At 51.2% G+C, this 23,646-nt stretch carries 19 protein-coding genes; 15 read left to right on the plus strand and 4 right to left on the minus strand.

Annotated features, from left to right (window positions below; genetic code table 11):
- Positions 1–70: 70 nt before the first annotated feature.
- Complete coding sequence (locus AC1DWB_RS12980) at positions 71–2,005, plus strand: ABC transporter ATP-binding protein (RefSeq protein WP_477541490.1); 1,935 nt, start codon at positions 71–73, stop codon at positions 2,003–2,005.
- Positions 2,006–2,064: 59 nt separating this feature from the next.
- Here the strand turns inward: AC1DWB_RS12980 and AC1DWB_RS12985 are convergent, their stop codons facing one another.
- Positions 2,065–2,469 carry a cupredoxin domain-containing protein gene (locus AC1DWB_RS12985; RefSeq protein WP_477541491.1) on the minus strand — a complete coding sequence of 135 codons (405 nt, stop codon included), beginning with the start codon at positions 2,467–2,469 and terminating at the stop codon, positions 2,065–2,067.
- Between the two features lie 158 nt (positions 2,470–2,627).
- Positions 2,628–2,993: a phage holin family protein gene (locus AC1DWB_RS12990; RefSeq protein ID WP_477541492.1), complete on the minus strand. Its 366-nt coding sequence runs from the start codon at positions 2,991–2,993 to the stop codon at positions 2,628–2,630.
- A gap of 253 nt (positions 2,994–3,246) precedes the next feature.
- Here AC1DWB_RS12990 and AC1DWB_RS12995 point away from each other — a divergent pair, with 253 nt between their 5' ends.
- The 7 genes from AC1DWB_RS12995 (at position 3,247) to cysK (ending at position 11,246) form a co-directional block, all read left to right on the plus strand.
- A complete protein-coding gene (locus AC1DWB_RS12995) occupies positions 3,247–5,610 on the plus strand; it encodes an endonuclease MutS2 (protein ID WP_477541493.1) in 2,364 nt (787 codons plus the stop codon).
- A gap of 153 nt (positions 5,611–5,763) precedes the next feature.
- Entirely contained in the window at positions 5,764–6,444 is a 681-nt protein-coding gene (locus AC1DWB_RS13000; RefSeq protein WP_477541494.1) for a PspA/IM30 family protein, read from the plus strand.
- A gap of 173 nt (positions 6,445–6,617) precedes the next feature.
- Positions 6,618–7,037 carry a DUF350 domain-containing protein gene (locus AC1DWB_RS13005; protein ID WP_477541495.1) on the plus strand — a complete coding sequence of 140 codons (420 nt, stop codon included), beginning with the start codon at positions 6,618–6,620 and terminating at the stop codon, positions 7,035–7,037.
- A 107-nt stretch (positions 7,038–7,144) separates the two neighbouring features.
- The gene (locus AC1DWB_RS13010; RefSeq protein WP_477541496.1) at positions 7,145–7,684 is read left to right on the plus strand and encodes a hypothetical protein; all 540 of its coding nucleotides are present in this window, start codon (positions 7,145–7,147) and stop codon (positions 7,682–7,684) included.
- Between the two features lie 194 nt (positions 7,685–7,878).
- Positions 7,879–8,694 (plus strand): metallophosphoesterase, encoded by an 816-nt coding sequence (locus tag AC1DWB_RS13015; protein WP_477541497.1) that lies wholly within the window; start codon positions 7,879–7,881, stop codon positions 8,692–8,694.
- 240 nt (positions 8,695–8,934) lie between these two features.
- Entirely contained in the window at positions 8,935–10,230 is a 1,296-nt protein-coding gene (locus AC1DWB_RS13020) for an MFS transporter (protein WP_477541498.1), read from the plus strand.
- A gap of 86 nt (positions 10,231–10,316) precedes the next feature.
- Positions 10,317–11,246, plus strand: coding sequence for a cysteine synthase A (gene cysK / locus AC1DWB_RS13025; protein WP_477541499.1), 930 nt, complete (start codon positions 10,317–10,319; stop codon positions 11,244–11,246).
- A gap of 170 nt (positions 11,247–11,416) precedes the next feature.
- Here cysK and AC1DWB_RS13030 read toward each other — a convergent pair whose 3' ends face one another.
- Both AC1DWB_RS13030 and AC1DWB_RS13035 read right to left on the minus strand, forming a co-directional pair.
- The gene (locus tag AC1DWB_RS13030) at positions 11,417–11,554 is read right to left on the minus strand and encodes a hypothetical protein (RefSeq protein ID WP_477541500.1); all 138 of its coding nucleotides are present in this window, start codon (positions 11,552–11,554) and stop codon (positions 11,417–11,419) included.
- Between the two features lie 138 nt (positions 11,555–11,692).
- Positions 11,693–12,085 carry a hypothetical protein gene (locus AC1DWB_RS13035; RefSeq protein ID WP_477541501.1) on the minus strand — a complete coding sequence of 131 codons (393 nt, stop codon included), beginning with the start codon at positions 12,083–12,085 and terminating at the stop codon, positions 11,693–11,695.
- 181 nt (positions 12,086–12,266) lie between these two features.
- Between AC1DWB_RS13035 and AC1DWB_RS13040 the strand changes: the two genes are divergently transcribed.
- The 7 genes from AC1DWB_RS13040 to AC1DWB_RS13070 all read left to right on the plus strand — a co-directional run bounded on the left by AC1DWB_RS13040 (position 12,267) and on the right by AC1DWB_RS13070 (position 23,644).
- Complete coding sequence (locus AC1DWB_RS13040; RefSeq protein WP_477541502.1) at positions 12,267–13,385, plus strand: ABC transporter ATP-binding protein; 1,119 nt, start codon at positions 12,267–12,269, stop codon at positions 13,383–13,385.
- A 78-nt stretch (positions 13,386–13,463) separates the two neighbouring features.
- Complete coding sequence (locus tag AC1DWB_RS13045) at positions 13,464–16,460, plus strand: extracellular solute-binding protein (RefSeq protein ID WP_477541503.1); 2,997 nt, start codon at positions 13,464–13,466, stop codon at positions 16,458–16,460.
- Positions 16,447–17,424: a carbohydrate ABC transporter permease gene (locus AC1DWB_RS13050; RefSeq protein ID WP_477541504.1), complete on the plus strand. Its 978-nt coding sequence runs from the start codon at positions 16,447–16,449 to the stop codon at positions 17,422–17,424. The genes AC1DWB_RS13045 and AC1DWB_RS13050 overlap by 14 nt, the downstream gene beginning before the upstream one ends.
- Positions 17,424–18,335, plus strand: a complete 912-nt coding sequence (locus AC1DWB_RS13055) for a carbohydrate ABC transporter permease (RefSeq protein ID WP_477541505.1) — start codon at positions 17,424–17,426, stop codon at positions 18,333–18,335. Before AC1DWB_RS13050 ends, AC1DWB_RS13055 begins: the two co-directional genes overlap by 1 nt.
- 25 nt (positions 18,336–18,360) lie before the next feature.
- Positions 18,361–20,523, plus strand: coding sequence for a YIP1 family protein (locus AC1DWB_RS13060; protein WP_477541506.1), 2,163 nt, complete (start codon positions 18,361–18,363; stop codon positions 20,521–20,523).
- Positions 20,520–22,769, plus strand: coding sequence for a DUF5696 domain-containing protein (locus AC1DWB_RS13065; RefSeq protein ID WP_477541507.1), 2,250 nt, complete (start codon positions 20,520–20,522; stop codon positions 22,767–22,769). The genes AC1DWB_RS13060 and AC1DWB_RS13065 overlap by 4 nt, the downstream gene beginning before the upstream one ends.
- A complete protein-coding gene (locus AC1DWB_RS13070) occupies positions 22,769–23,644 on the plus strand; it encodes a carbohydrate ABC transporter permease (RefSeq protein ID WP_477541508.1) in 876 nt (291 codons plus the stop codon). The genes AC1DWB_RS13065 and AC1DWB_RS13070 overlap by 1 nt, the downstream gene beginning before the upstream one ends.
- The last annotated feature ends 2 nt before the right edge of the window (positions 23,645–23,646 follow it).

Here is a 23,646-nt window from a genome sequence, read left to right on the forward strand (position 1 = left end):
ACCCTCCTATAATATGAATTGCCAAATACCAATGGTGGATACGGTTATCGTGTAAAGGGGGAGTGAGGGTGTGAATCATTCGCAGGATTCCAACAAGACGATGGGACGAAACAAGCAGCTAGTGCGTCGATATTTGCAATTCGTCAAGCCTTACAGGTACTATATCGTAGCGATTGTGGTGCTCGGATTGCTTCAATTCATCGTCCCATTAACAGGCCCGTGGCTGACCAAGATCATGATCGACGACGTGCTGGGACAGTCGAATTCCGAATGGACGTTGAAGCAGATCGTATTGATATTTGCGACAATCTATACGATGAGTGTAGTCGTAACGTTCATACGCAACAACCTGACATCTCGTCTTGGAAACCGCATGGTTGCAGGAATTCGCAGGCAGCTGTATGAGCATATCCAGAGCTTGTCACAACGGTTTTACGACAGCAGGCAAGTAGGAAGTATTCTATCTAGGGTTATCAATGATGTCAACGGGGCGCAGAACTTGATCGGATCGAATGTTATCAATGTAGCTTTCGATATGATTATGGTCATTTTTGCTGCCTTTTTCTTATTCTCGTTGAACTGGAAGCTTGCTTTAATGTCGTTGTGGATACTGCCGATCTATTACTTAACATTTACGAACCTGAACGTGCGAATTCGCTTTGCTTCCCGGTCGGTCAACCGTCAGATGGAGCGCATATCGGGGGTGCTGGTGGAACGCATATCAGGCATGAAGATCGTCCAGTCCTTCAATCGCGAACAGACAGAGCTGGAACGATTCGATAAGCAGACGGATCAGCATGTCCATCATGCCTTGACCGCGCAGCTTCTCTCGAACACGCTGGGTCGGATCAGTCAGGCGGTCGGATATTCGGGGACGTTGATCACGTGGGCGGTCGGCGGTTTTTTCGTAATGAAGGGTGAATTGACGATTGGATCCCTGATTGCCTTCAACGCTTATTTGGGTCAGCTGTATGGTCCCATTCAACGCTTCGCAGAAGTGAATATAACGATTCAGAATGCGATGACGAATATAGAACGCATCTTCGAGGTGCTGGACATCGAGCCTGACGTTAAGAACGTGGAAGATCCCTTGCCGTTGGTGCAATGCAGGGGCGATATACGCTTTGATCAGGTTGCGTTCACTTATGTAACAGAGTTGCCTGTGCCCAAGGATAAGAAGGGATACGATCCGGACATCGTCGAGCGGCAGAGACCACCCAAAAACTTTTATTGGCTGCCACCCAAGACCAAACCGGATCCTCTCCCAACTTCGATCGAAACGAGGGTAGCTCTTCAGAACATCAGCTTTCATGCCAAACCTGGACAAGTCATAGCTTTGGTTGGTCCGAGCGGAGCGGGTAAATCGACATTGATCAACTTCATTCCCCGCTTTTACGATGTGGATGAGGGTGCCGTTTATTTGGACGGCCGGAATATTAAGGAATATGACATTCATGATTTGCGGAAACATATAGCGATCGTGCTTCAGGACAATGTTCTGTTCTCGGGAACAGTTTATGAGAATATCGCGTATGGTCGACCAGATGCAACGATGCAGGAAGTGCATGAGGCGGCTGGTTCAGCGAACGCACACGCCTTCATTATCGAATGGGAGAAGGGTTACGACACGGTACTGGGTGAACGCGGCATGAGACTGTCGGGTGGACAAAAGCAGCGGCTTGCCATCGCCCGGGCCTTGCTCAAAAATCCGCGAATTCTAATACTAGACGAAGCAACATCAGCCCTGGATGCCGAATCGGAAGCTCTTGTAACGGAAGCGTTGAACAATCTGATGGATAACCGCACCACATTCGTGATTGCCCACAGACTCGCCACTGTCGTAAGGGCGGATCAAATTATCGTAATTGACCATGGCGAAATCGTCGAATCAGGTACTCATGTGCAGCTGTTACAGTCAGGTGGATTATATCGTGAGCTGTATGAAAAGCAATTGAAGGCGATGCGTCCGGAAGGGCTGGAGCAGGTGTTAAGTGAGGTACAGTAATGAGTTTTCCCAAATACAAAAGAGCAGCCTATAATTAGGCTGCTCTTTTCATTAACCGCTTATTCTACTACAATTTTGGCTTTCATCTTACCATGATCAGCACCGCATGGAATGCTGCATTGAATATCGTAAGTGCCGGCTTTTTCGAATTTGTATTCGACGGTTTTGTTCGTGCCGACTTCAAGATTGATACCAGATGCTTTAACACCGTGTGCGCCGTCCGTGCTGGCTAGTGTTACTTTGTAAGTTTCGCCTGCTTTTACTTTATATTCGGCCTGATCGAATTTCCAGTTGGTTGCTGTGATTTTCAATTCTTTAGCTGACCCGGATGCTGGTGTTGCTACAGCCCCTGGAGAAGCTGCTGGTGTAGGTGTTGCGGATGGCTTGACTTCTTCTTTCTTGCTGCATGCTGCGATCGTGAAAATAACAGTTAGTGCCATAATTGCTACGATAATCTTTTTCATCAAAAAACCCTCCGTTTATTGGAAAATGATGACTGCCTAATTCATTGTACACTATTGCGGCAGCGGAGGACGTGACAGTGTTGTGAATTTATTGGCTGCAACGAAAAAAAAGCCTGCCCAGTTAGTTGGACAGACTTGTAAGCATCAAGATTTGGTGCCTAGGTAGCGTTCTTCTCTCTCTTCGTTGCATCGAATGGCGTACTGACTGGAATGAACAGGTCGATAATCCCGATGACCAAGGCAGCCAGGATGGCACCAATCATAGATACGGACACTCCGCTCACGATGAATTGGGCGAACCAGATAATCGCGGCGCTAGCGACAAATCCGACGATTCCTCGCCCGAACGGGGTAATACGTTTGCCGAAGATGCCCTCAATAATCCAGCCGACCACGGCAATGACAAGAGCCAGGAAGAATGCGCTCCAGAACCCGCCGATGCTGAAAGCCGGTACAATCCAGCCAACCACCATCAAGACGATTGTGGCCACAACCAAACGGACAAGATGACCCAGGAAATGCATGATGTATCCTCCTTCAAGTATTTTGGTTATTTCCGTTCGCGATTATTGTTTGCTAATTCGGCGGAAGTATTAGTCCCACATGTCGGCAAAAACAGTTATATTTAAAAATTAGCAGTCCCGAAAAAGTGATTACCATGCGCTTCTAAGGGCTTTTTACCTTATAGAAGGAAGTCGGGGAATAGCAAATCATCAATCAGTTCGGCTATAATAATAAGGAGAAGAAAGGGTTTTGCAACTCAGGAGGGGTCCTACAGTGAATACGAAAATTTTACATACATTGGAGTTTGCCAAAATAACAAGGAAGCTTATGGAGCATGCCGCAACGTCGCTTGGAAAAGCACTTGCTGAAGCGTTGCAGCCGAGCTCTGACCTAGAGACGGTGAAGCGGCTGTTGCAAGCTACGGATGAATCTGTAAAGGTCGACCGGTTGAAGGGCGGCGCTCCGTTCGGTGGAATCCGCGATGTCAAGCCTGCCTTGCAGCGAGCTCGTATCGGAGGCATGCTGAACACTGCTGAGCTACTGGACATTGCCAACACGGCGTCAGGCGGGCGTAGATTGAAGCGGTATATTCAGACCGTGCATGAAGGCGACCCGATCCCAAGTCTTGTCGAGGTATGCGAGACGGTCGGTGACCATAGCGAAGTGGATCAAGCGATTCGGGCTTGTATTGATGAGTCAGCCGAAGTGATGGATAGCGCCAGTCCGGAGCTTGCCAGAATTCGACATGAGCTGCGCACAAGTGAATCGCGAGCTCGCGACAAGCTGGAGCAGATGATCCGCACTTCCTCGGTTCAGAAGATGCTTCAGGATTCGCTCATTACGATTCGCAACGACCGCTATGTCATTCCCGTCAAATCGGAATACCGCAGTCACTTCGGCGGCATTATTCATGATCAATCTGCTTCTGGCGCTACCTTGTTCATTGAACCGGAAGCTGTCGTCACCTTGAACAATAAGCTGCGCGAGCTCAAGATGCGGGAAGAAAAGGAAATCGAAAAGATTTTGCTGCGTCTAACCGACATTGTAGCTGAGGTTGCCGAGGAGTTTCGATACACGGTCGAAGCGTTGGCCGAACTCGATTTCATATTCGCCAAGGCGGGTCTTGCTCGCGAGTTGAAAGCCACATGGCCGATCATGAACGATCGCGGCTTCATCAAGATCAAGAAAGGCCGCCATCCCCTCATTTCCCCTACAGCAGTCGTACCGCTCGATCTGGAGCTGGGGAATCAGTTCTCGACCATCATCGTGACCGGTCCGAATACCGGGGGGAAGACGGTCTCGCTCAAAACCGTTGGTCTGCTCAGTCTGATGGCGATGTCAGGCCTGTTCATACCTGCCGAGGACGACAGCCAGATGTGTGTGTTCGATTCGATCTTCGCGGACATTGGTGACGAGCAAAGTATTGAACAAAACTTGAGTACATTCTCCAGTCATATGACGAATATTATAAGCATCTTGAGGGATATGACACCCAAGAGCCTTGTCCTGCTTGATGAGTTGGGGGCCGGGACCGACCCTTCTGAGGGCTCTGCGCTTGCCATCGCGATGCTCGAAGACATTCATCAGTTAGGCTGCCGCACGATTGCGACGACTCATTATAGTGAGTTAAAGGCTTATGCGTTCGAACGAAAAGGAATTATTAATGCCAGTATGGAATTTAATGTACAGACGCTAAGTCCGACATATCGGCTGCTCGTCGGTGTGCCGGGGCGAAGCAATGCGTTCGCCATTGCTGAACGGCTCGGCCTGCCGCGCCGGATCATCGAGACGGCGCGCGGGCAAGTGGGCGAGGACGACCTCCGCGTCGAGTCGATGATCGCCTCGCTAGAGGCGAATCGCGCGACCGCTGAGGCGGAGCGCCGCAATGCCGAGCAGCTGCGCGGCGAGGCGGATAAGCTGCGGCGGCAGCTCGCGGACGAGCAGCAGCGCTTCCATGAGCAGCGCGACAAGCTGCTCGCCCGCGCGGAGCAAGACGCGCGCGATGCCGTCGCCAAGGCGCGAGCGGAGGCCGACGAGGTCGTCCGCGAGCTGCGGCGACTGGCGCTGGAGGAGCGCGGCGCGGTGAAGGAGCACAAGCTGATCGACGCCAAGCGGCGTCTCGATCAGGCCGTGCCCGAGCTGCGCGACAAGCAACCCCAGCGCGCCGATGCGATGCGGAAGGCTGAGGCGGTGGAGGCGGGCGACGAGGTGAAGGTCGTCCACCTGAATCAGAAGGGGCACGTCGTGGAATTGGTCAATGACAAGGAAGCGATGGTTCAGCTTGGAATTATGAAGATGAAGGTGAGGCTTGATCAGTTGGAACTGATCAAGTCCGCACCCGCCAAGCCGGTACAGCAAGTAGCGGCGACAGTCAAGCGCACCCGCGACGACAATGTTCGGATGGAACTGGACTTGCGGGGCTCCAATCTGGAAGAAGCGATTGTAGACACCGACCAGTTCCTGGATGAGAGCTTCCTGAACAATCTGGGACAAGTTTTCATCATCCATGGCAAGGGAACGGGTGTGTTACGTACAGGGTTGCAAGAGTACTTCCGCAAGCATAAGCATGTGAAGAGCTTCCGTCTTGGCAATTACGGTGAAGGCGGCGTAGGTGTGACTGTGGTCGAATTGAAATAACATTTTTATGATTTCATCATAAGGAATGAAACCGTCTGAGCTGTAATGCGTATGAAATGGATGTAACGGTAACGATCAACGTGCTTGCAAGCCGGATGATGTTAAGGATGACGATTTCAACCATAAACCACTATATGCGGGAGGAAATGAACAATGGGAGTATTTAAGAGATTACGTGATATGACAATGGCATCGATCAATGACTTGCTGGACAAAGCGGAAGATCCAGTCAAGATGCTGAACCAGTTTCTGCGTGATATGGAAGAAGATATTCTGGAAGCAGAAGCCGCAGTCGCGAAGCAAATCGCCATTGAGAAGAAATTCAAGCAGCAAGTTGAAGAATCTCAGGATTTGGTTTCTCGCCGTGAGGAACAAGCTCTTAAGGCGCTGGAACAAGGTAACGAGGATCTCGCTCGCCGTGCGCTGCAAGACAAGAAGGAACAACAAGCGAAGCTCGATGAATTCACCAATCAGCATACGATTGCCAAGACTAACGCAGATCGTCTTCGCAATCAACTGGATGAAATGAAGGACGAATTCAACAAGATGAAGTCCAAGAAAGATCTACTGGTAGCACGTGCAGAGGCGGCTAAGGCGCAGAAGACGATCAACCAGGCTATGTCTGGATTCGGCACCGATAATGCAGCCAAAGGCTTCGATCGTATGAGCGAGAAGGTGCTGCAGCTGGAAGCGGAAGCCGAAGCGAGCAGTGAAATCCGTTCTTCCAACCGATCCCTTGATGATGAGCTGAGCCAGCTCGACAAGACAGGCGGCGTGGAAGACGAGATGGCGGCGCTGCGGGCTAAGCTGGCAGCAAAAAATAACAAAGCGTAATCGTAATATCTGTATTTGAATGTGCTATAATGGTTGCAGAGAGACCGCGGAAAGCGTTGCTTTTCCGGTCTCTTCAGCCATTTAACTCTTGTTTTGTTTTGCCTTTCGGGGTCCCCGGATCGCCTTCTCCTAGTGGGTGCGGGGTGTTGTTGAGAAAGGACGGCTGATAATCGATGGTTGAGGAAGTGGATGTGTTAATGGCGAACCCGTATTTGGAAACGCTAGCTTTTTTCTCTGTGGCTATATTGGCTCTTGTCGTGTTTTTGGCTATATTCGAGTTTGTAACCCGTTACAACGATTGGGCCGAGATTAAGAAGGGGAATATCTCAGTTGCCATGGCACTCGGCGGGAAGATATTCGGGATTTGCAACATATTCCGATTTGCTATTCTGAACAACGATACGATTCTGCACTCCTTAATTTGGGCTAGCTTTGGTTTTGTGTTGCTGCTGGTCACTTATTTTATATTCGAATTCCTGACTCCCGTGTTCAAGATCGATGAGGAAATCGAGAAGGACAACAAAGCGGTTGGGTTGTTATCGATGGTCTTATCGGTTGGTTTATCTTATGTAATTGGAGCGAGTGTGACATAATGAGATGAAGTATTTATGGGGAACCCTGTTCGCCCTTGCGCTTGTTTTTTTCGGCATTGGCGTGTACTATTTAATGAAATAACGTGAGTAAAGGGAGGGCTGAGGGCATGAACGATTCGCAGAACGCGATTTGTCCCTGGTGCCAGACCGAGATCGTGTGGGACGAGGAATTGGGTCCGGAGGAACAATGTCCGCATTGCCTAAACGAGCTGTCCGATTATCGTAGTGTGAATGTGCTAGGCACAGACGACGAGAACGGAGCTTATGTGGATGAGGAAGAAGACGAAGATGAAGTCACAGTCGAGAGCCCAGTGGAGTCATCTGCTTCTACAGCCTTGGGATCGGATGACTTGTACACGATATCTTCGTACGAGGCGGCCTCCCGGCATTTGATGGACCGGCAGGACGTGTATACGGATTGCGGCGTATGTGGAGTTGAGATGCTGCATATGGGAACACTGGAGCCTGCAGGCCTTGCGAAGCTCCCGGAGGGTATGTCTGAGCTGCAACCTCCCCTGCTAGGTGGTAAGCTGGAGTTGGATGCTTTCGTCTGCCCGACGTGCTTCCGTGTGGAGACGAAGCTGACGGACCTCGCAAGAATGAAATTTGTGCAGCAACTAACCGATCTGGGTAATCCGGATCATTGAGGACAAGCTTGATCGCTAGACAGCCGAACGTTACGACGGGTCGGCTGTTTTTTTTGACAATTCAGAAAGTATAACTTCGCTGATTGTTCATTGTCTCGGCAAACGCAAGGCGTCAAAGGACGCCGTTAGGCGTTTATCCTTGTAGGATTCCCATTCGTTAGTGTGCTTGACACGACAGGAGAGGAGCGCACAACATGACATTTGTAGGAGTTCTTAGTATTGTAGGAGTTGCGATTGTTGTGTTAGTCTATTTCGTCTACCAGACCTGGATAGTGGAGCGGAGACAGATTACGCTCGATTCCCAGCTCGGAGGCGAGGTTACGATTGTCCAGTTGTCTGATCTTCATGGCAGGACCCGATTTCTGAATGGGGGAATTAGCCGCATCGTGAACCGGATGAACCCCGACATTGTATGTGTGACAGGCGATTTGACGAACCGGCTAGAGCAACTACCCAAGGTGATCCGCGAGCTTGAACGTATACACTGCAACCATATTTATTTCATCCCCGGCAATCACGAATGGTACGAATATTCGCTCCTCCGCAAACGATTCTATAGCCGTGAGCAATACGAGGAGACGAAGCGCAAGCTCGGATTAGCGGGAATCGTCGTACTGGAGAATGAATATGCTGTGGTACAGACGAACGGTGGTCGTGTCGCCATCAGTGGATTTGATAATTCGTTTTACGGAAACGAGAAGCCATTCCACATTCCAAGATCTAAGAAAACTTTATACTCCGTTGCGCTCGGACATTCGCCGAGTATTGTTAGCTTTCTGAAGCGCAACGCCATTGATTACGATCTGCTGCTGGCTGGTCATACACATGGCGGGCAGATCAATCTGTTCGGGTGGAGCTACGGGTCCTACCGACGTTATCATGTCGGCTTGCGCAGCATAGAAGGCAAGCGCTGGTTCTACATTAACCGGGGGTTGGGTAACGTGCATCTCCCTATTCGGATCGGCAGCCGCCCGGAGATTACGGCATTCCGGATCAGTGGGAAGCAGTGATCTGCTGGGGTAAGTGGTAGGGTAAAAGATACGGGTCCCCGCAAAGTAATCGGAATATGCAACGGAGATTCGTGTCACTTTGTGGGGTAAAGATACGGGGTCCCCGCAAAGTAATAGGAATAAGCTGCAAAGGTTTCGCGTCACTTTGTGGGGTAACTTTAGCATGATTCGGTCAAAGTGGGGAACGTTATAAGAAGTCGCCGAATGGCTGGCAATTCGAACAGAACATAGGTGATCTTCATGCATACGAAAAACCGCTCTTGGATGAATGCAATGAATTCCGAGCGATGGAATGAAAATGATCATTCCGCTGCGCCTCAACCCCGCAAACCGCGCGCTCATCTGAACAGCCAAGCATGGCTGCTGCTCCTTGTGAACGGGTTGTTCGCGGTAGCCAATGCTTTATCGGGAACGTTCGTCAATGTGTACATATGGAAGGTGAAGAACGATTTCGCGCTGATCGGCTGGTTCGCTTTCTCCAGCCAAGTAACGATGGCCATAACGTTTTGGTTGGCGGGCAAGTGGGTGAAGGAAGGCAACAAGATGAATGCTCTGCGGCTGGGTGTCGTTATATCCGCGGTTTTCTACTTACTCGTCCTATGGCTGGAACGATCAGCGGTCGATTGGATCGTCCCTCTGGGTATGGTGCAAGGACTGGCTTCAGGCTTTTATTGGTTGGCGTTCAATGTGGTGTATTTCGAGATTACGGACGCTCAAAACCGGGATCGGTTTAACGGTTGGGCTGGTTTACTCGGGTCTGGTGCGGGAATGATTGCTCCCTGGATTTCGGGATTCGTCATTTCACGGTTGACAGGCAATACAGGCTACCGTTGGATTTTCGCGGTCTCGTTAGGGGTATTCTTGCTCGGTGTAATCGTTAGTTTTTTTCTCAAAAAACGCAAGGTAGAAGGGTCATACGAGTGGTTGCTCGGCTATCGCGCATTGGTGGCAAGTGAAGGGCCGTGGCGCAAAGTGTTCGTGGCTTTAATTGGTCAAGGGATGAGGGAAGGCGTATTCGGCTTCATCATTGGACTCTTGATCTACATCGCAACGCAGAGCGAGATGAATATCGGCAACTTCTCCTTAATCACATCCGCGTTGGCGCTCGTGAGCTTCATGATCGTAGGCCGATTTATCAAACCGCGGTATCGCAAATGGAGCATGCTGGTCGGGGTTGTCGCGATGATCGCCGTTATTGTGCCTTTTTTCTGGTCAATCAGCTATAAGACTTTGTTAATATTCGGTATAGGAACGGCTCTGTTCATCCCGTTCTATATCATTCCTATGACTTCTTCTGTGTTCGATTTGATCGGTAAGGATGAAGAAAGCGCCAGACAGCGTGTTGAGTATGTGGTCATGCGGGAAGTGGGGTTGAATATCGGGAGGATGGCGGGTACGTTATTGTTCATTCTTGTAGTCTCTCTTACCGGTGCATCGCCATTGTCGCTCAACTGGCTGCTGCTCGGGATCGGAAGTTCTCCCTTGCTCGCCTGGTGGTTCATGAGAAGCAACCTTGTGCCCAAGACAATCAAGTGAATTCCGATAAACTTACAGAGGTACACACTCAAGTGGTGTGATATAATGTAGGTGTTACTTCATGGGAGATGGGAGAGGGCGGTCTTATGAACCGAAGAATGGTGAATGATGTTACCGAGCTGATCGGGGACACGCCTGCAGTAAGGCTGAACCGAATCGTTGGGAAGCAGGATGCGGAAGTGGTTGTGAAGCTGGAATATTTCAATCCTAGCCGCAGCGTGAAAGACCGCGCGGCTTTTAATTTGATTGCACGTGCGGAGCAGGATGGTCAGCTCCAGCCGGGGGCTACGATTATCGAGCCGACGAGTGGGAACACCGGTATAGGACTTGCGATGAACGCCGCTGCCAAAGGCTACAAGGCAATCATGGTCATGCCAGACAATTCTACGAAGGAACGCATCAACATCTTGAAAGCATATGGTGCGGAAGTGGTGCTGACTCCTGCTGCAGAACGGATGCCTGGCGCGATCCGCAAGGCGGAGGAGTTGCGTGATCTGATCCCTGGCAGCTTCATTCCGCAGCAGTTCGAGAATCCGGCGAACCCGGACATTCACCGCACAACGACCGCTCGCGAAATCTATGAGCAGATGGAAGGGCGGTTGGATGTGTTCGTCGCCACCTCGGGGACAGGCGGTACGATTACCGGCACCGGTGAGGTGTTGCGCGAGCTTATTCCCGGCATCGAGATACTCGTCGTCGAGCCGAAGGGCTCGCCTGTGCTGTCCGGTGGACAACCAGGCCCGCACAAGCTGGTCGGCACGAGCCCGGGTTTCGTTCCGGCGATCCTGAACACTTCGGTCTACGACCGCATTATTCAGGTCGCTGACGAGGACGCGATCCAGACGGCTCGCGATCTCGCTACGAAGGAAGGCATCCTCGTCGGCCCATCGGCCGGGGCTTCGGTCTGGACCGGGCTACAGGCGGCGCGTCGCCTTGGCCCTGGCAAGCGGGTACTATGCATCGCGCCGGACACCGGCGAGCGGTATTTGAGCATGGGCATCTTTGGTGAAGTGTAAGTATAAATTTGGATCATAAGAGGCTGGTTCCGGCTAATGAAGCTGGGGAGCAGCCTCTTATTTTTTGTACGTATGTACCAACTCCTACCCCATCGCCTACCAAAGAACATTGTGCAGTTGATGTGGAGCGCAGGAGGTATTCGTATACTTCGCCCACTGGTGGCCGTCGATCACAACCAATAATCCAGTGCCTTCTCTTCCAGAACATATTCGTGATAACGCTGATTGCCCTTGTCCAAGGGTCGGATTAGGCGCATCTCCATTAGGTTGCGCAGCACGTTGCGGTTAGCTTCGTGTTCCATATTCAACCAGGAGCCCACATCTTTTAGACGAAAGGGTCGATTTAAACGCAAGGCATAGCGGATCACTTCACGTTCGTACACTGTCAGTTCTGTGTTAGCCTTCCCTTGCACCGCGGAATATCGACCTAGCAATTCATATACGACTCATTGACAGGCATCCGGTTTTTTATTCAGCTCATCCCAAGAGAATGGAATATACTTGTACCCATACATGGCGATCGTGCGTACACGTGCCCGTTCGAAACTGAAGCGGTCTCGAGTGATATTCTCAGCATGCGCCACGTATCCCTCGCTCTCAAAAGCAAGCCCGAGTGGTTCGTAGAAGATATCAATGTAGATTTTTACTCCCGATGCGCTGACGAGCTCATACTCCAGAATTATACCGCGGAACGATTTCAGCACCGGCCAAATGATCTCTCGCAGCAATTTTTTCTCACCAATTAAATCTTTCTTCAATAGCTCCAGTCTTTGCCCCTTCGCTGTACGCTGCTGTTCTTTCAAAAACAACTCAAACTCCTGCTCAAACCTGTCGAACATGGATAGTCTCCTCCTGGGAATAAAAATGGGCAACAAAAAAGCCGTCTGCTCTCGAAAGAGACAAACGGCGTGTGCTTCACACAGTTCAAAAACCTTCACACCAAATTCATGTGCGGTCCTATACAATGTAGGTATAAGCTGGTAAAGCGTTTACATCCGATTAATCGGGAGGGTGTTTGCTGTGTCGCGCATTTTATTCAATCATGTGTTCAAGATGTATGGGAAAGAAAAGCTGCCGGTCGTGAAAGATTTCAACTTGGAAATTAGCGACAGGGAGTTCATGGTGTTCGTAGGTCCGTCCGGCTGTGGCAAATCGACTACGCTACGGATGGTGGCCGGGCTCGAAGATATTAGCAAAGGCGAAATTTACATCGGCGATAAGCTGGTCAATGATTTGCCGCCGAAGGACCGGGACATTGCGATGGTATTCCAGAACTACGCGCTTTACCCGAACATGTCGGTGTACGAGAACATTGCGTTCGGGCTTCGCTTACGCAAGTTGCCGAAGCATGAGATCGACACGGGTGTGAAGCGGGCGGCGCGCGTTCTCGAGATCGAGCAGTTCCTCGACCGCAAGCCGAAGCAGCTGTCGGGGGGACAACGGCAGCGGGTTGCGCTCGGGAGAGCGATTGTACGCGAGCCGGAAGTGTTCCTGATGGACGAGCCGTTGTCCAATCTGGATGCCAAGCTGCGCGTACAGATGCGCACAGAGATTATTAAGCTGCACAAGCAGCTCGGGGTTACGACGATCTATGTGACCCATGACCAGACCGAAGCGATGACGATGGGCAACCGGATCGTCGTCATGAAGGACGGGATCATTCAGCAGGTCGACACTCCGGAGCAAATCTACAATAATCCGGTTAATACGTTCGTGGCTGGCTTTATCGGTTCACCACCGATGAATTTCATCCAAGGCCGACTTGAAGAGCATGAAGGACGGCTGGAATTCCACACGAATCGCTTCGCCCTCGAGATCCCTCCTGGCAAGGCGGCAGATCTACGTAACAAGCGGCTTGTTAACAAAGTGATCCTGCTTGGTGTGAGACCCGAGAATGCGAGTGTCGAGTCGATTATGTTCGAGGCGTTCCCGAGAGCCGTTATCACCGGCGTGCATCTGCTAAGTGAATTAATGGGTGCGGACCGCTTTGCGTACTTGGATATTGGCAGCAAAACGAATCTGGTTGTCCGGGTCAATCCGCGCAACATGTTCGATGAAGATACGAAGATTGAAGTGGCGATCGATATGAGTAAGGTGCTGTACTTCGATGTAGATACAGGAGCGCGCTTAATCGATTAACGCATCAAAGCCCAGCTTCACTTTTTTGGGGAGAAGTTGGGGAAGATGGGGTAAAAATAGGAGGAGGTAATCATTTTCATGAGCAGAAAATGGACCCTATGGCGTCCAACGGCGATTCTCGTGATGGCTGCTGCCGTAATCGTCTCCGGCAACCTTCCCACTTCGGTCGGACCCGCCTATGCCGATAATACAGCGCCTCCTGCATCCGGAGCCGCCGATAAGAAAGTGCCTGCACTGAATGACGAGCTAGGCGCTTACTACCTCGATGTATTGGCCGATTGGACACAGAAAGGCTACAAGCCGACCACACAAGCTCCAGTTATCGTTCCTGGTGCCTCTATCACCTCGCAAGCCGACAACAAACTCGCTGCTGTTGGATCGTACGAAGGAAAATCAGGTGTTCTGGTGTGGAAGAGTGATCGGGAGAACTGGATCGAATACGAGGTCGACATCGCGCAGGACGGTTTGTACGAGATGGCCATGTCGTATCATCCCTACAATGATCCAGCCAAGTCTACCGTATCGGCGAGCCGGCATCCGGCGATTCTGGCGCTGCAAATCGATGGGATCTATCCTTACCGCGAAGCCCGTGCCTTAACGTTCAAGCGGAAATTCAAGGATGATTTCCCGGTCAAGAAAGCGGAGAACGGCGACGACATTCGTCCTCGTCCCACGGAGCTGAACGAATGGATCAATGAACCAGTCGTCGACTCGGCTGGAGGTTATGAGGAGCCGCTTCAATGGTACTTGACCAAGGGCAAACACAAGCTGCGCTTCTCGGGTTCGTCGCCGATCGTCATTGAATCGTTCGCGTTCAAGCCGACGACGACCTTACCGGATTACAAGCAGTTATCGACGGCGCGCTCTGTCAAGCAGACGGAAGCTGCCAAGGCGGCAGTTGTGCCTACGGTCCAAGCGGAGCAGGTGGCATGGAAAAACGACGTCGCCATTCAGATGGTAGCGAATCAAGACCCGTTGAACTTACCCAAAGCGGGCGGCTATAACATTTTCAATACGCTTGGTGGCGACCGCTGGCAAACCGGGGGACAAACCGCTGCATGGACGATTGATATACCGGAGACGGGGCTGTACCAGCTCGCTATGCGTTCGTATTCAGGCTTCGCATCGAACAAGGCCGTATTCCGCACGATTGCGATTGACGGGAAAGTTCCGTTCAAGGAGCTGCTTGCCTATCGGTTCCCTTACTCTATCAAGTGGCAAGGAACCGTTCTGGGAGACGAGAATGACCACCCCTATGAGTTTTATCTGGAGAAGGGTAAGCACACGCTCAGTATGACGGCCACCATAGGTCCGTTCCAGCCTGTCATCGTGCAAGGGGAGCGGGTGACGAACCTGCTTCGTCAGGTCGATGAAGAAATCCGGGCGATGAATGGCGGTCAAGTGGACAAAAACCGTACCTGGAAAGTAGTAACCGACTTCCCCGAGCTGCCCAAGCAGTTAGAGGAAACGAAAGTGCAACTGCAGAAGATGGCTGATATGATGCTCGCGGCGAACAAGCAGCGGGACAACACGGTACAGACCATTGAAACGACGATGCAGGATTTGAATGACTACCTGAAGCATCCCAATGAAATTCCGTATCATATGGACGATATATCCAGCATGATCGAGCGAATTGGAGGGATACGAGAGATTCTCGTCCGCTCACCGCTCATGCTCGATCAAATCTATACGGTACCGGCCGGAAAGTCTTTTCCGAAGATGGTGGCTAACTTGTGGCAGCGGATGGGCGGAACGTTCAAAGGATTTATCTACTCCTTCATTCGCAAGGAAGACATCAACAAAGTTGACGACGACACGTTGAACGTGTGGGTTAACCGCGGCCGCGACTATGTCAATCAGTTGCAGGAAATTGTGAACGATACGTTCACCCCGCAGACCGGTATCAAAGTGAAGGTGAACCTGCTACCGAATGAGGGTCTTCTCGTACTGGCCAATGCTGCAGGTCTGTCACCGGACGTAGCGCTCGGTCAGCCGCAGGACAAATCAACTGATTTCGCGATGCGCAATGCGTTGCTCGATTTGTCCCAATTCCCTGATTTCCAACAGACGGCGAAACAGTTCGCACCAGGTGCGCTGCTGCCGTTCTACTACAATGGCGGGTATTATGCACTGCCAGAAACACAATCGTTCAAGGTGTTGTTCTACCGCAAGGACATCTTGAAGCGGCTTGGGCTGAAGGTGCCGGACACATGGGATGAAGTGTATGAAATGCTGCCGACCTTGCAGCAGAACGGCTATAACTTCTTCGTGCCGCCGACCGACAATCTCCCTTTCTTTTACCAAAACGGGGCAGAATACTTCACCAAGGATGGCATGAAGACATCGATGAATACGCCGGAAGCGTTCAAGGGCTTCAAGCAATGGACCGATCTATTCAACATCTATGATTTGGAGAAGCAAGTACCGAACTTCTTCCAGCATTTCCGCAAAGGCGATTTCCCGATCGGTGTTGCTGACTACAATATGTATGTCACGCTTTCCGTTGCGGCGCCGGAGTTGGCGGGTTGGTGGGGAATTGCACCGATGCCGGGTATGAAGCAGTCGAATGGGACAGTAGAGCGTTGGGCGGCTGGCGGACAATCGACCGGATTCATCTACAAATCGTCGAAGCATCCGAAGGAATCGTGGGAATTCCTGAAGTGGTTGCTGTCGGCCGAAACGCAAGAGCGCTATGGCTCTGATCTGGAGTCGTTCAACGGGATTGCCTTCCGCTGGAATACAGCGAACATCGAGGCATTTACGAAGCTGCCTTGGCCGAAGGACGACTTGAAGGTCATTCTGGAGCAATGGCGATGGTATAAGGAAATGCCGAACTTGCCGGGCTCGTACTTCTTGCCCCGCGAACTGAGCAACGCCTGGAACCGCACCGTAATCAATGGTATGAATTATCGCGAATCGTTGGAGGAAGCGATTGATAGTATTGACCGTGAGATGGAACGCAAGGAGCAGGAGTTCGGGTTCGTCAGCGCTGACGGCAAGGTACTGAAAACGCTCGACCTGCCGCAAGTCACAACACCGTGGGAAGGGGTGAATCCATATGTCGCCAAATGACCGTGGCATGGTCGTAAGCCACACCAACCGAACAGCAGAGCCGTTCCGACTGCGCTTCAACCGGTTCATGAAGCAGCTATGGAAGTACCGACTGTCCTATGCATTCATAGCTCCATTCTTGATCTGCTTCGCAGCTTTTATCTTAGTACCGGTTATTCTAGCAATACTGCTCAGCTTCACGTACTTCAACGCGATTGAGAGCCCACGATTCATCGGCTGGCATAACTTCCAGTATTTGCTCTCACAGGATCTTATCTTCTTGAAATACGCCCTTCCTAACACGATCAAGTTCGCCTTGATCGTCGGACCAGGCGGTTATGCGGCCGCGTTCCTGCTAGCCTGGCTCATCTCGCAGTTACCGGCAAAGGCAAGAACCTGGTATGCACTCGCGATGTATACGCCGTCACTGACGGCGGGCATCGCGATGGGGATCGTCTGGCTGCCGCTGTTGACCGGTGACCGCATCGGATACCTGAACAGCTTCCTGCTGAATTGGGGTTTCATTGACCAGCCGATTCTATGGGTAACCAACAAAGCGTATTTGATGAACTCGATGATCGTAGTTACACTCTGGTCGAGTATGGGCGTCGGCTTTCTTGCGATGCTGGCCGGTCTGCTAGGTGTGAATCAGGAGCTGTATGAAGCAGGACGGTTGGACGGAATCAAGAGCCGACTGCAGGAAATCTGGTACATCACGATCCCATCGATGAAGCCGCAGATGTTATTCGGTGCGGTTATGGCGATCGTAGGTACGTTCAAAGCCGGGGCGATCGGAACAGAGTTATCCGGCGTATTCCCTACACCGGAATATTCGGGAACGCTGCTCATCAGTCACATTGCTGATTATGGAGAAGTCCGCTTCGAGATGGGGTATGCCTCGGCTATCTCCGTGGTCCTGCTCATTATGATGTATATGTCCAACCGACTCGGTTTCCGATTGTTCGGCACTAAGGGGGATGAATAATGGCCGCCGTCATTAACACAATGAAGAAGCGAGCGGCAGCGCTCAAGCTGTGGCGTGCGTCCGGGGTCAAGCGCTCTAACGCCTTCGATAAGCTGCTCTATGTCATCCTGACGCTGTTCGCCTTGTTCATGCTGCTGCCGATCGTCTATATATTCAACCATTCGCTCAAGCCGTACAGCGAGCTGTTCGTCTATCCACCGAATATATTCGCCCGCCAGCCGACGTTACAGAGCTTTATTGAGCTGTTCGTGGTGACGAGTTCGTCGGTTATACCGGTCACCCGATACTTGTTCAACAGCGTTATGGTTGCCGTGCTAACCGTAGGCGCAACGATCATAGTGAGCACGCTGTGTGCCTATCCGCTCTCGAAGCACCGGTTCCCGGGGAGTAAAGCGTTGTTCGCCGTCATCCTGCTGTCGCTTATGTTCGCATCAGAAACGGTGCAAATCCCAACCTATCTGGTCATCGTGAATTTGCACCTTGTCGATACGTACTGGGGGCACATCTTACCGCACTTAGCCGCCCCGGTCAGCGTTTTCCTCATGAAGCAATTCATCGATCAAGTGCCGAACGAATTGCTAGAAGCGGCTAAGGTGGATGGGGCGAAGGAAATTCGCATCTTCCTGCAGATCGTCATGCCGATCTGTATGCCGGCTGTGGCGACAATCGCGATTCTGTCGTTTCAAGGCACATGGAACAATATCGCTACATCCTCCTTGTATATGCAGGATGAAGCGATGAAGACATTCCCGTTCTTCTTGTCTACCCTGACGAACGGATTAGTTAACAGCGTAGCTAGACAAGGGGCTGCGGCTGCAGCTGCACTTATTATGTTCGTGCCGAACTTCATCATTTTCCTGATCTTCCAACGGAAAGTGATCGCGACGATGGCACACTCCGGTATCAAATGACAGAGGAAGAAGGGAGGTGCTTCCCATGAAATGGAACAAAATGTGGCGATTGCTGAGAATCACAGTAACTACAGCAGGGCTATCTGCTTTACTTCTAAGCGCGTTGCCGCTTGCGGCTACGGCTGCAATTGAGACGAACTCCAAGGACAGTTCAGGGCAGATTATCTGGACACAGCCTGCGTACTATCCCGTCGGCATCGTTGGAGCCGGACTGAAGGCACCGGATAAGAATAAGCCGGATACGATGATCGCTTCTCCCATGCTGACTCCGAAGGATGTATTCATCGATAAGAAGGACCATATCTATGTCGCCGATACCGGCAACAACCGGATCGTGGAATTTGATCCTACTGGCAAATGGCTCCGGTTCATATCACCGGCCGAAAGTCCGCTCAATAAGCCGGAGGGTGTGTTCGTAGCGCCAGAGGGCGATATCTACATCGCCGATACGGGGAACAAGCGAGTCGTCCGGCTCTCAAGCGAAGGCAAGCTGCTCAGGGAATACAAACAGCCGAAGTCCAAATACATTCCGGAAGCATACAAGTTCGATCCGATCAAGCTGGTCGTCGACAAACGCGGCTTCCTTTACATCGCGACGTTAGGTGGCTATCAGGGCTTGTTGCAGCTCGATCCGGAAGGCAATTTCCAAAGCTTCTACGGCGCTAACGCCACGGAGTTGTCCGCGCTCGACAAGCTGAAGCGCAAGCTGTACACCAAGCAAATGTATGAGAACGAATCTAGTAAGCTACCTGGCTCACTCAGCAGCGTGGCGGTCGACCATGACGGGTTTATATACACAACCACATCAGGCAACGTTTCGACCAACCAGGTCAAGAAACTCAACATTCGCGGCCATAATATGATCCAATACAACTCTAACAATGATGACAAGACAGCCCGAACATTCGGTGAGTTTCGTCCCTGGGACCGGAAGTTCGTAAGCGGTCAAGGGTACTTGAAGCCGCAGTTGATCGATGCGGCCATCGATAGCAACGGGAACATCACCGTCATCGACATGGCGTACAAAATCATTAGCCAGTACGATTCGAACGGCAACCTGCTGTATTTCTGGGGAGGACTTTCGCCGGACTCGACAACTCAGCTCGGTCTGATGAAGAATCCAACCGCAATCGACGCCAACTCCCGCAATGATCTGTACATTCTCGATTCCCAGGAGGGGACGATCCAGGTGTTCCGGTTGTCCGAGTTCGGCTCTCTTGTAAATCAAGCGAATGGCTTAACCATGCAGGGTCGTTACGAGGAAAGTGAGAAGCATTGGAAGGAAGTGCTTCGCGTGAACGCCTTCTTCACTCCAGCGTTGCTCGGTTTGGGCAAGGCGGCATACAAGAAAGGCGAGTATGAATTAGCGCGTGATTATTTCTACGAGGGCGGGAGCCGCACCGGTTATTCCGATGCTTTCTGGCAAATCCGCTTGAGATGGTTCCAATCTCATTTCTCGACACTAGCGAGTATTGTCATAGCGGTCGTCATCGGCTTCATGCTTGTGAATCGGTTGACCCGCAATGCATCGTGGAGAGTAGCTTGGCGTAAGCGTACACGTTCGACGCGCCCGCTAATTATCCAATTGAAACAGATGTTCACGATTGTCAGACACCCGATTGATGGGTTCTCGGCTCTTCGGTACGAAGGCAAGGGCAGCTACTGGAGTGCTCTGATTATTCTGCTCATGGTATTCGGTTCCTTAACGATAACCGCGATGTATACGGGCTTCACCTTCAATAAAGTGAATCCGCAAACGCTGAATTTGCTCATGCTGTTCGGGGAGTTCGCGTTAATCTGGCTCGGTTGGGTTGTGTCTAACTACTTCGTGAGCTCGATCTATCGCGGTGAGGGGCGTTTCCGTGATGTATTCATCGCGAGCAGTTATGCCCTGGTGCCATTAATATTCGTAGGGATTCCACTGGCATTGATCTCTAATGTAATGACGCTTTCGGAGCTAGCGATCTATAACGATTTGTACAATATTATGGTCATCTGGATCGTCTTGATGTTCTTCTGGAAAATCCAGTCGCTGCAAAATTATTCGGTAAGCGAAACGACTGTTAACATCGCTTTCAGCGCCTTCGCTTTCGCGATGATGGGCGTACTATTCATGATTACATTCGGCATTACGAGCGACTTGAAATCATTCGTCTATGAAGTGTACCAGGAGGTGAGGCTGCGATGACGACACGATTCCGATTCCGTGTGCCAATCCGCTGGATCGTCACATTGATAATCTTGGCAGGGGTAGGCACGTACGTTGCGACTCACCTGCAGATCGAGAATATAGAACGAGCCGCATCCGGTGCCGCCGCAGCTGGGAACCCTCCAGGAGCGGAGAAGGTTAATCCAGGGCTGGAGGAGCTGCCGAACGAAGAGAAGATGAAGGTCGTCGGCGAGAATGAGAAGCTTCGACTGAAGCTGGATCCAACAACCGCCCAATTCCTCGTAGAGGATAAGCGGGATGGACGTATCTGGCGTTCTTACCCGGACCCAGCTCAATGGTCGAAGGACACGACACCCAGCTTATGGCGCTCTCATCTGCGTTCACCCGTTATGTTCCAGTACATCGATCTGACGGGCAACAAGTCACAGCCGAAGGAATCGAACCTACTCGATCAGAGGGGAACGATCAAGGATCTGCAGACATTCGACGGAGGTTTCCGGGCTACCTTCGAGATGCCTTCGGCTCAAATTACGATTCCGATCGAGGTGAAGCTCGAGAAAGATTCCGTAACGACACGAATTATCGATTCCGGTATGAAGGAAGGCAGCCTCAGCTTGTTGTGGGTCCGATTATATCCATTCTTCGGAGCCGAACGCTCGGAAGGACAGGACGGATATATGTTCATTCCCGACGGCTCGGGTGCACTGATCGAATATAACCCGAATAGCGCGAATGTTAATCGCATTTACCGGGAAGCGGTATACGGGGATGATGCCGCCTTTAAGACCGGGCAATTCGACAATCCGCGTGAGAGGGTCAAAATGCCGATTTATGGCGCAAAGAACGAGAATCGCGGTTTTCTGGCTGTATTGGAGGAGGGGGCGGAATTTGGCGAAATACTGGCGTCACCGTCCGGCGTGTTCAGTTCTTATAACTGGACGGCCTCACAGGCGAACTACCGCGCTTCCTACAGGCAGGTAACGAACCGGGAGAAGAACCGCTCTTTCATCACCTATAACAAGAAGGATCGATTCCATAGTGACCGGGTCACCCGCTACTTGTTGCTGGATAGCACCAAATCGGACTATTCCGGAATGGCTGAGCGCTACCGGCAGTACTTAATGGAAACGGCCAACTTGAAGAAGCTGGTGCCTAAGAACAGTACCAAGGTCCCGATGGATATTACGATTCTGGGTGCGGATACCGCCAAGGGGCTTATTACAGACCGCTATGTGAAAGCGACGACGACGACGGAAGCGATGCAGATGGTGCAGCGCTTGAACGGACTTGGCATCGACAATATGAGCGTTCGCTACAAAGGCTGGCAAGAAGACGGACTAGGTGCGCTAGGTGGCCTGACGCATGTGGATAGACGGCTTGGCGGCGATAGCGGGATGAAGGAGTTTGTCAAATTCGCGCAGAAGATCGACATCCCGGTGTTCATGAGCACCGAATATTTGCTTAATACGACAGGCGCTGGAGGATTTTCCAAGAGACATGACGGGCTTCGGGATATGGGGGGCACGCCGCTTGGCGATCTGGTCAGCTTGAAGTTCACGCAGCAGAAGATTGTGGAGAAAGACATTGCCTATTTCAAGAGTATCGGTGTAGACGGTGTTGAAATTCTCGGCATCGGCCAAAATATCCATAGCGATTTCAACGCTAATTACGGGTCACCGAGAGACGAGAACCGGGCCATCCAGCAATCGATCCTATCCCAATTCCGCGAAGGTGTCGGCAAAGTAGTTACCAAGAATTCGAACATCTATGCCGCACCGTACAGCGATTCGATCCATGGAATGAGTTACCGCTACTCGAACGATTTGTTCACGAAGGCTGGTATTCCGTTTATACAGATGGCGCTTCACGGGCTTATCCCCTACACAGGGTCAACGTCCAACGAACGCGATCAGTTCCGCCAGGATTTCTTACGTGATATCGAGTACGGGGCGAATCCTGCTTATTTATTCACAAACACGGCTTCGGATGAATTGAAATACATCGAGCACATGTACATGTTCAGTCCTGCTTATAAGGATTGGGAGCAAACAGCTGTACAGGAATATCAGAAGTGGAATGAGGCACTTGGGGACGTCCAGGATCAGTTTATCGTCAACCACCGTATTGTGACGGATCAAGTGCGGGAGACAACATATGCGAACGGCAAGAAGATCGTCGTGAATTATGGGGTTACTCCTTATGCGTATGGAGACAAGACCGTGAAACCGGAAGATTACCTGATCGTGAAAGGGAGTGTGAAGTAATGAGCAGCTCGACACGCAAGCTTAAACTCAAGTCATCTACGATACGCAAGCTCGAAGGCTCCTTGTTCATCGCTCCCTGGATTGTCGGATTTCTCGTGTTTATGGCATTTCCGTTAGGGTATTCCTTCTACATGAGCTTTCATCAAGTCAAAATATTGGCTACCGGTATTCAAACGAAGTATAAAGGCGTTTCCTATTACAAGTACATCTTGTTCGAGAATGCGGACCTGCTGTATAACCAGCTCATCCCGTTTTTGCGTCAGGCGATTCTGATGCTCCCGATCATCGTCGTATTCTCCTTGCTCGTTGCGATTATGCTGAATCAGAAGTTTTGGGGACGTACTTTCTTCCGGGCTGTGTTCTTCCTTCCGGTTATTTTCACAACGGGTCAGGTCGTGACGGAGTTTATTAACCAAGGGGAAGGCAATCTCGATTTTCTTAGCCGCTACAATTTGGCTACATTGGTCGTGACGTATTTGCCTGCTGCGTGGGCAGGGCCGATTGTGAGGGTACTCGACTCGTTCGTGCTTATTCTGTGGTATTCGGGTGTGCAAATTCTTATCTTCCTGGCTGGTCGGCAAACGATTCCGCCTTCAGTGTACGAAGCGGCCCGTATTGACGGAGCGAATCCTTGGGAGACATTCTGGAAGATTACTCTGCCTGCCRTGCTGCCGTTCATTCTGCTGAACTTGATCTATACGACGGTGGACTTGTTCACATTCCCGGGCAACCCGATCTTGAGTCAGGTCAACACGAGTGAGTATGGCTTATCAAGCGCGCTGGCTTGGATATACTTTGTCATCATCTTCCTGTTCCTAGGCATTATCTTCTTCTTGTTCAGCCGCGTCTTCCGCTCCGTGCAAGCGGCCAAATAACG

The organism is Paenibacillus sp. P4_E11, from assembly GCF_056401635.1.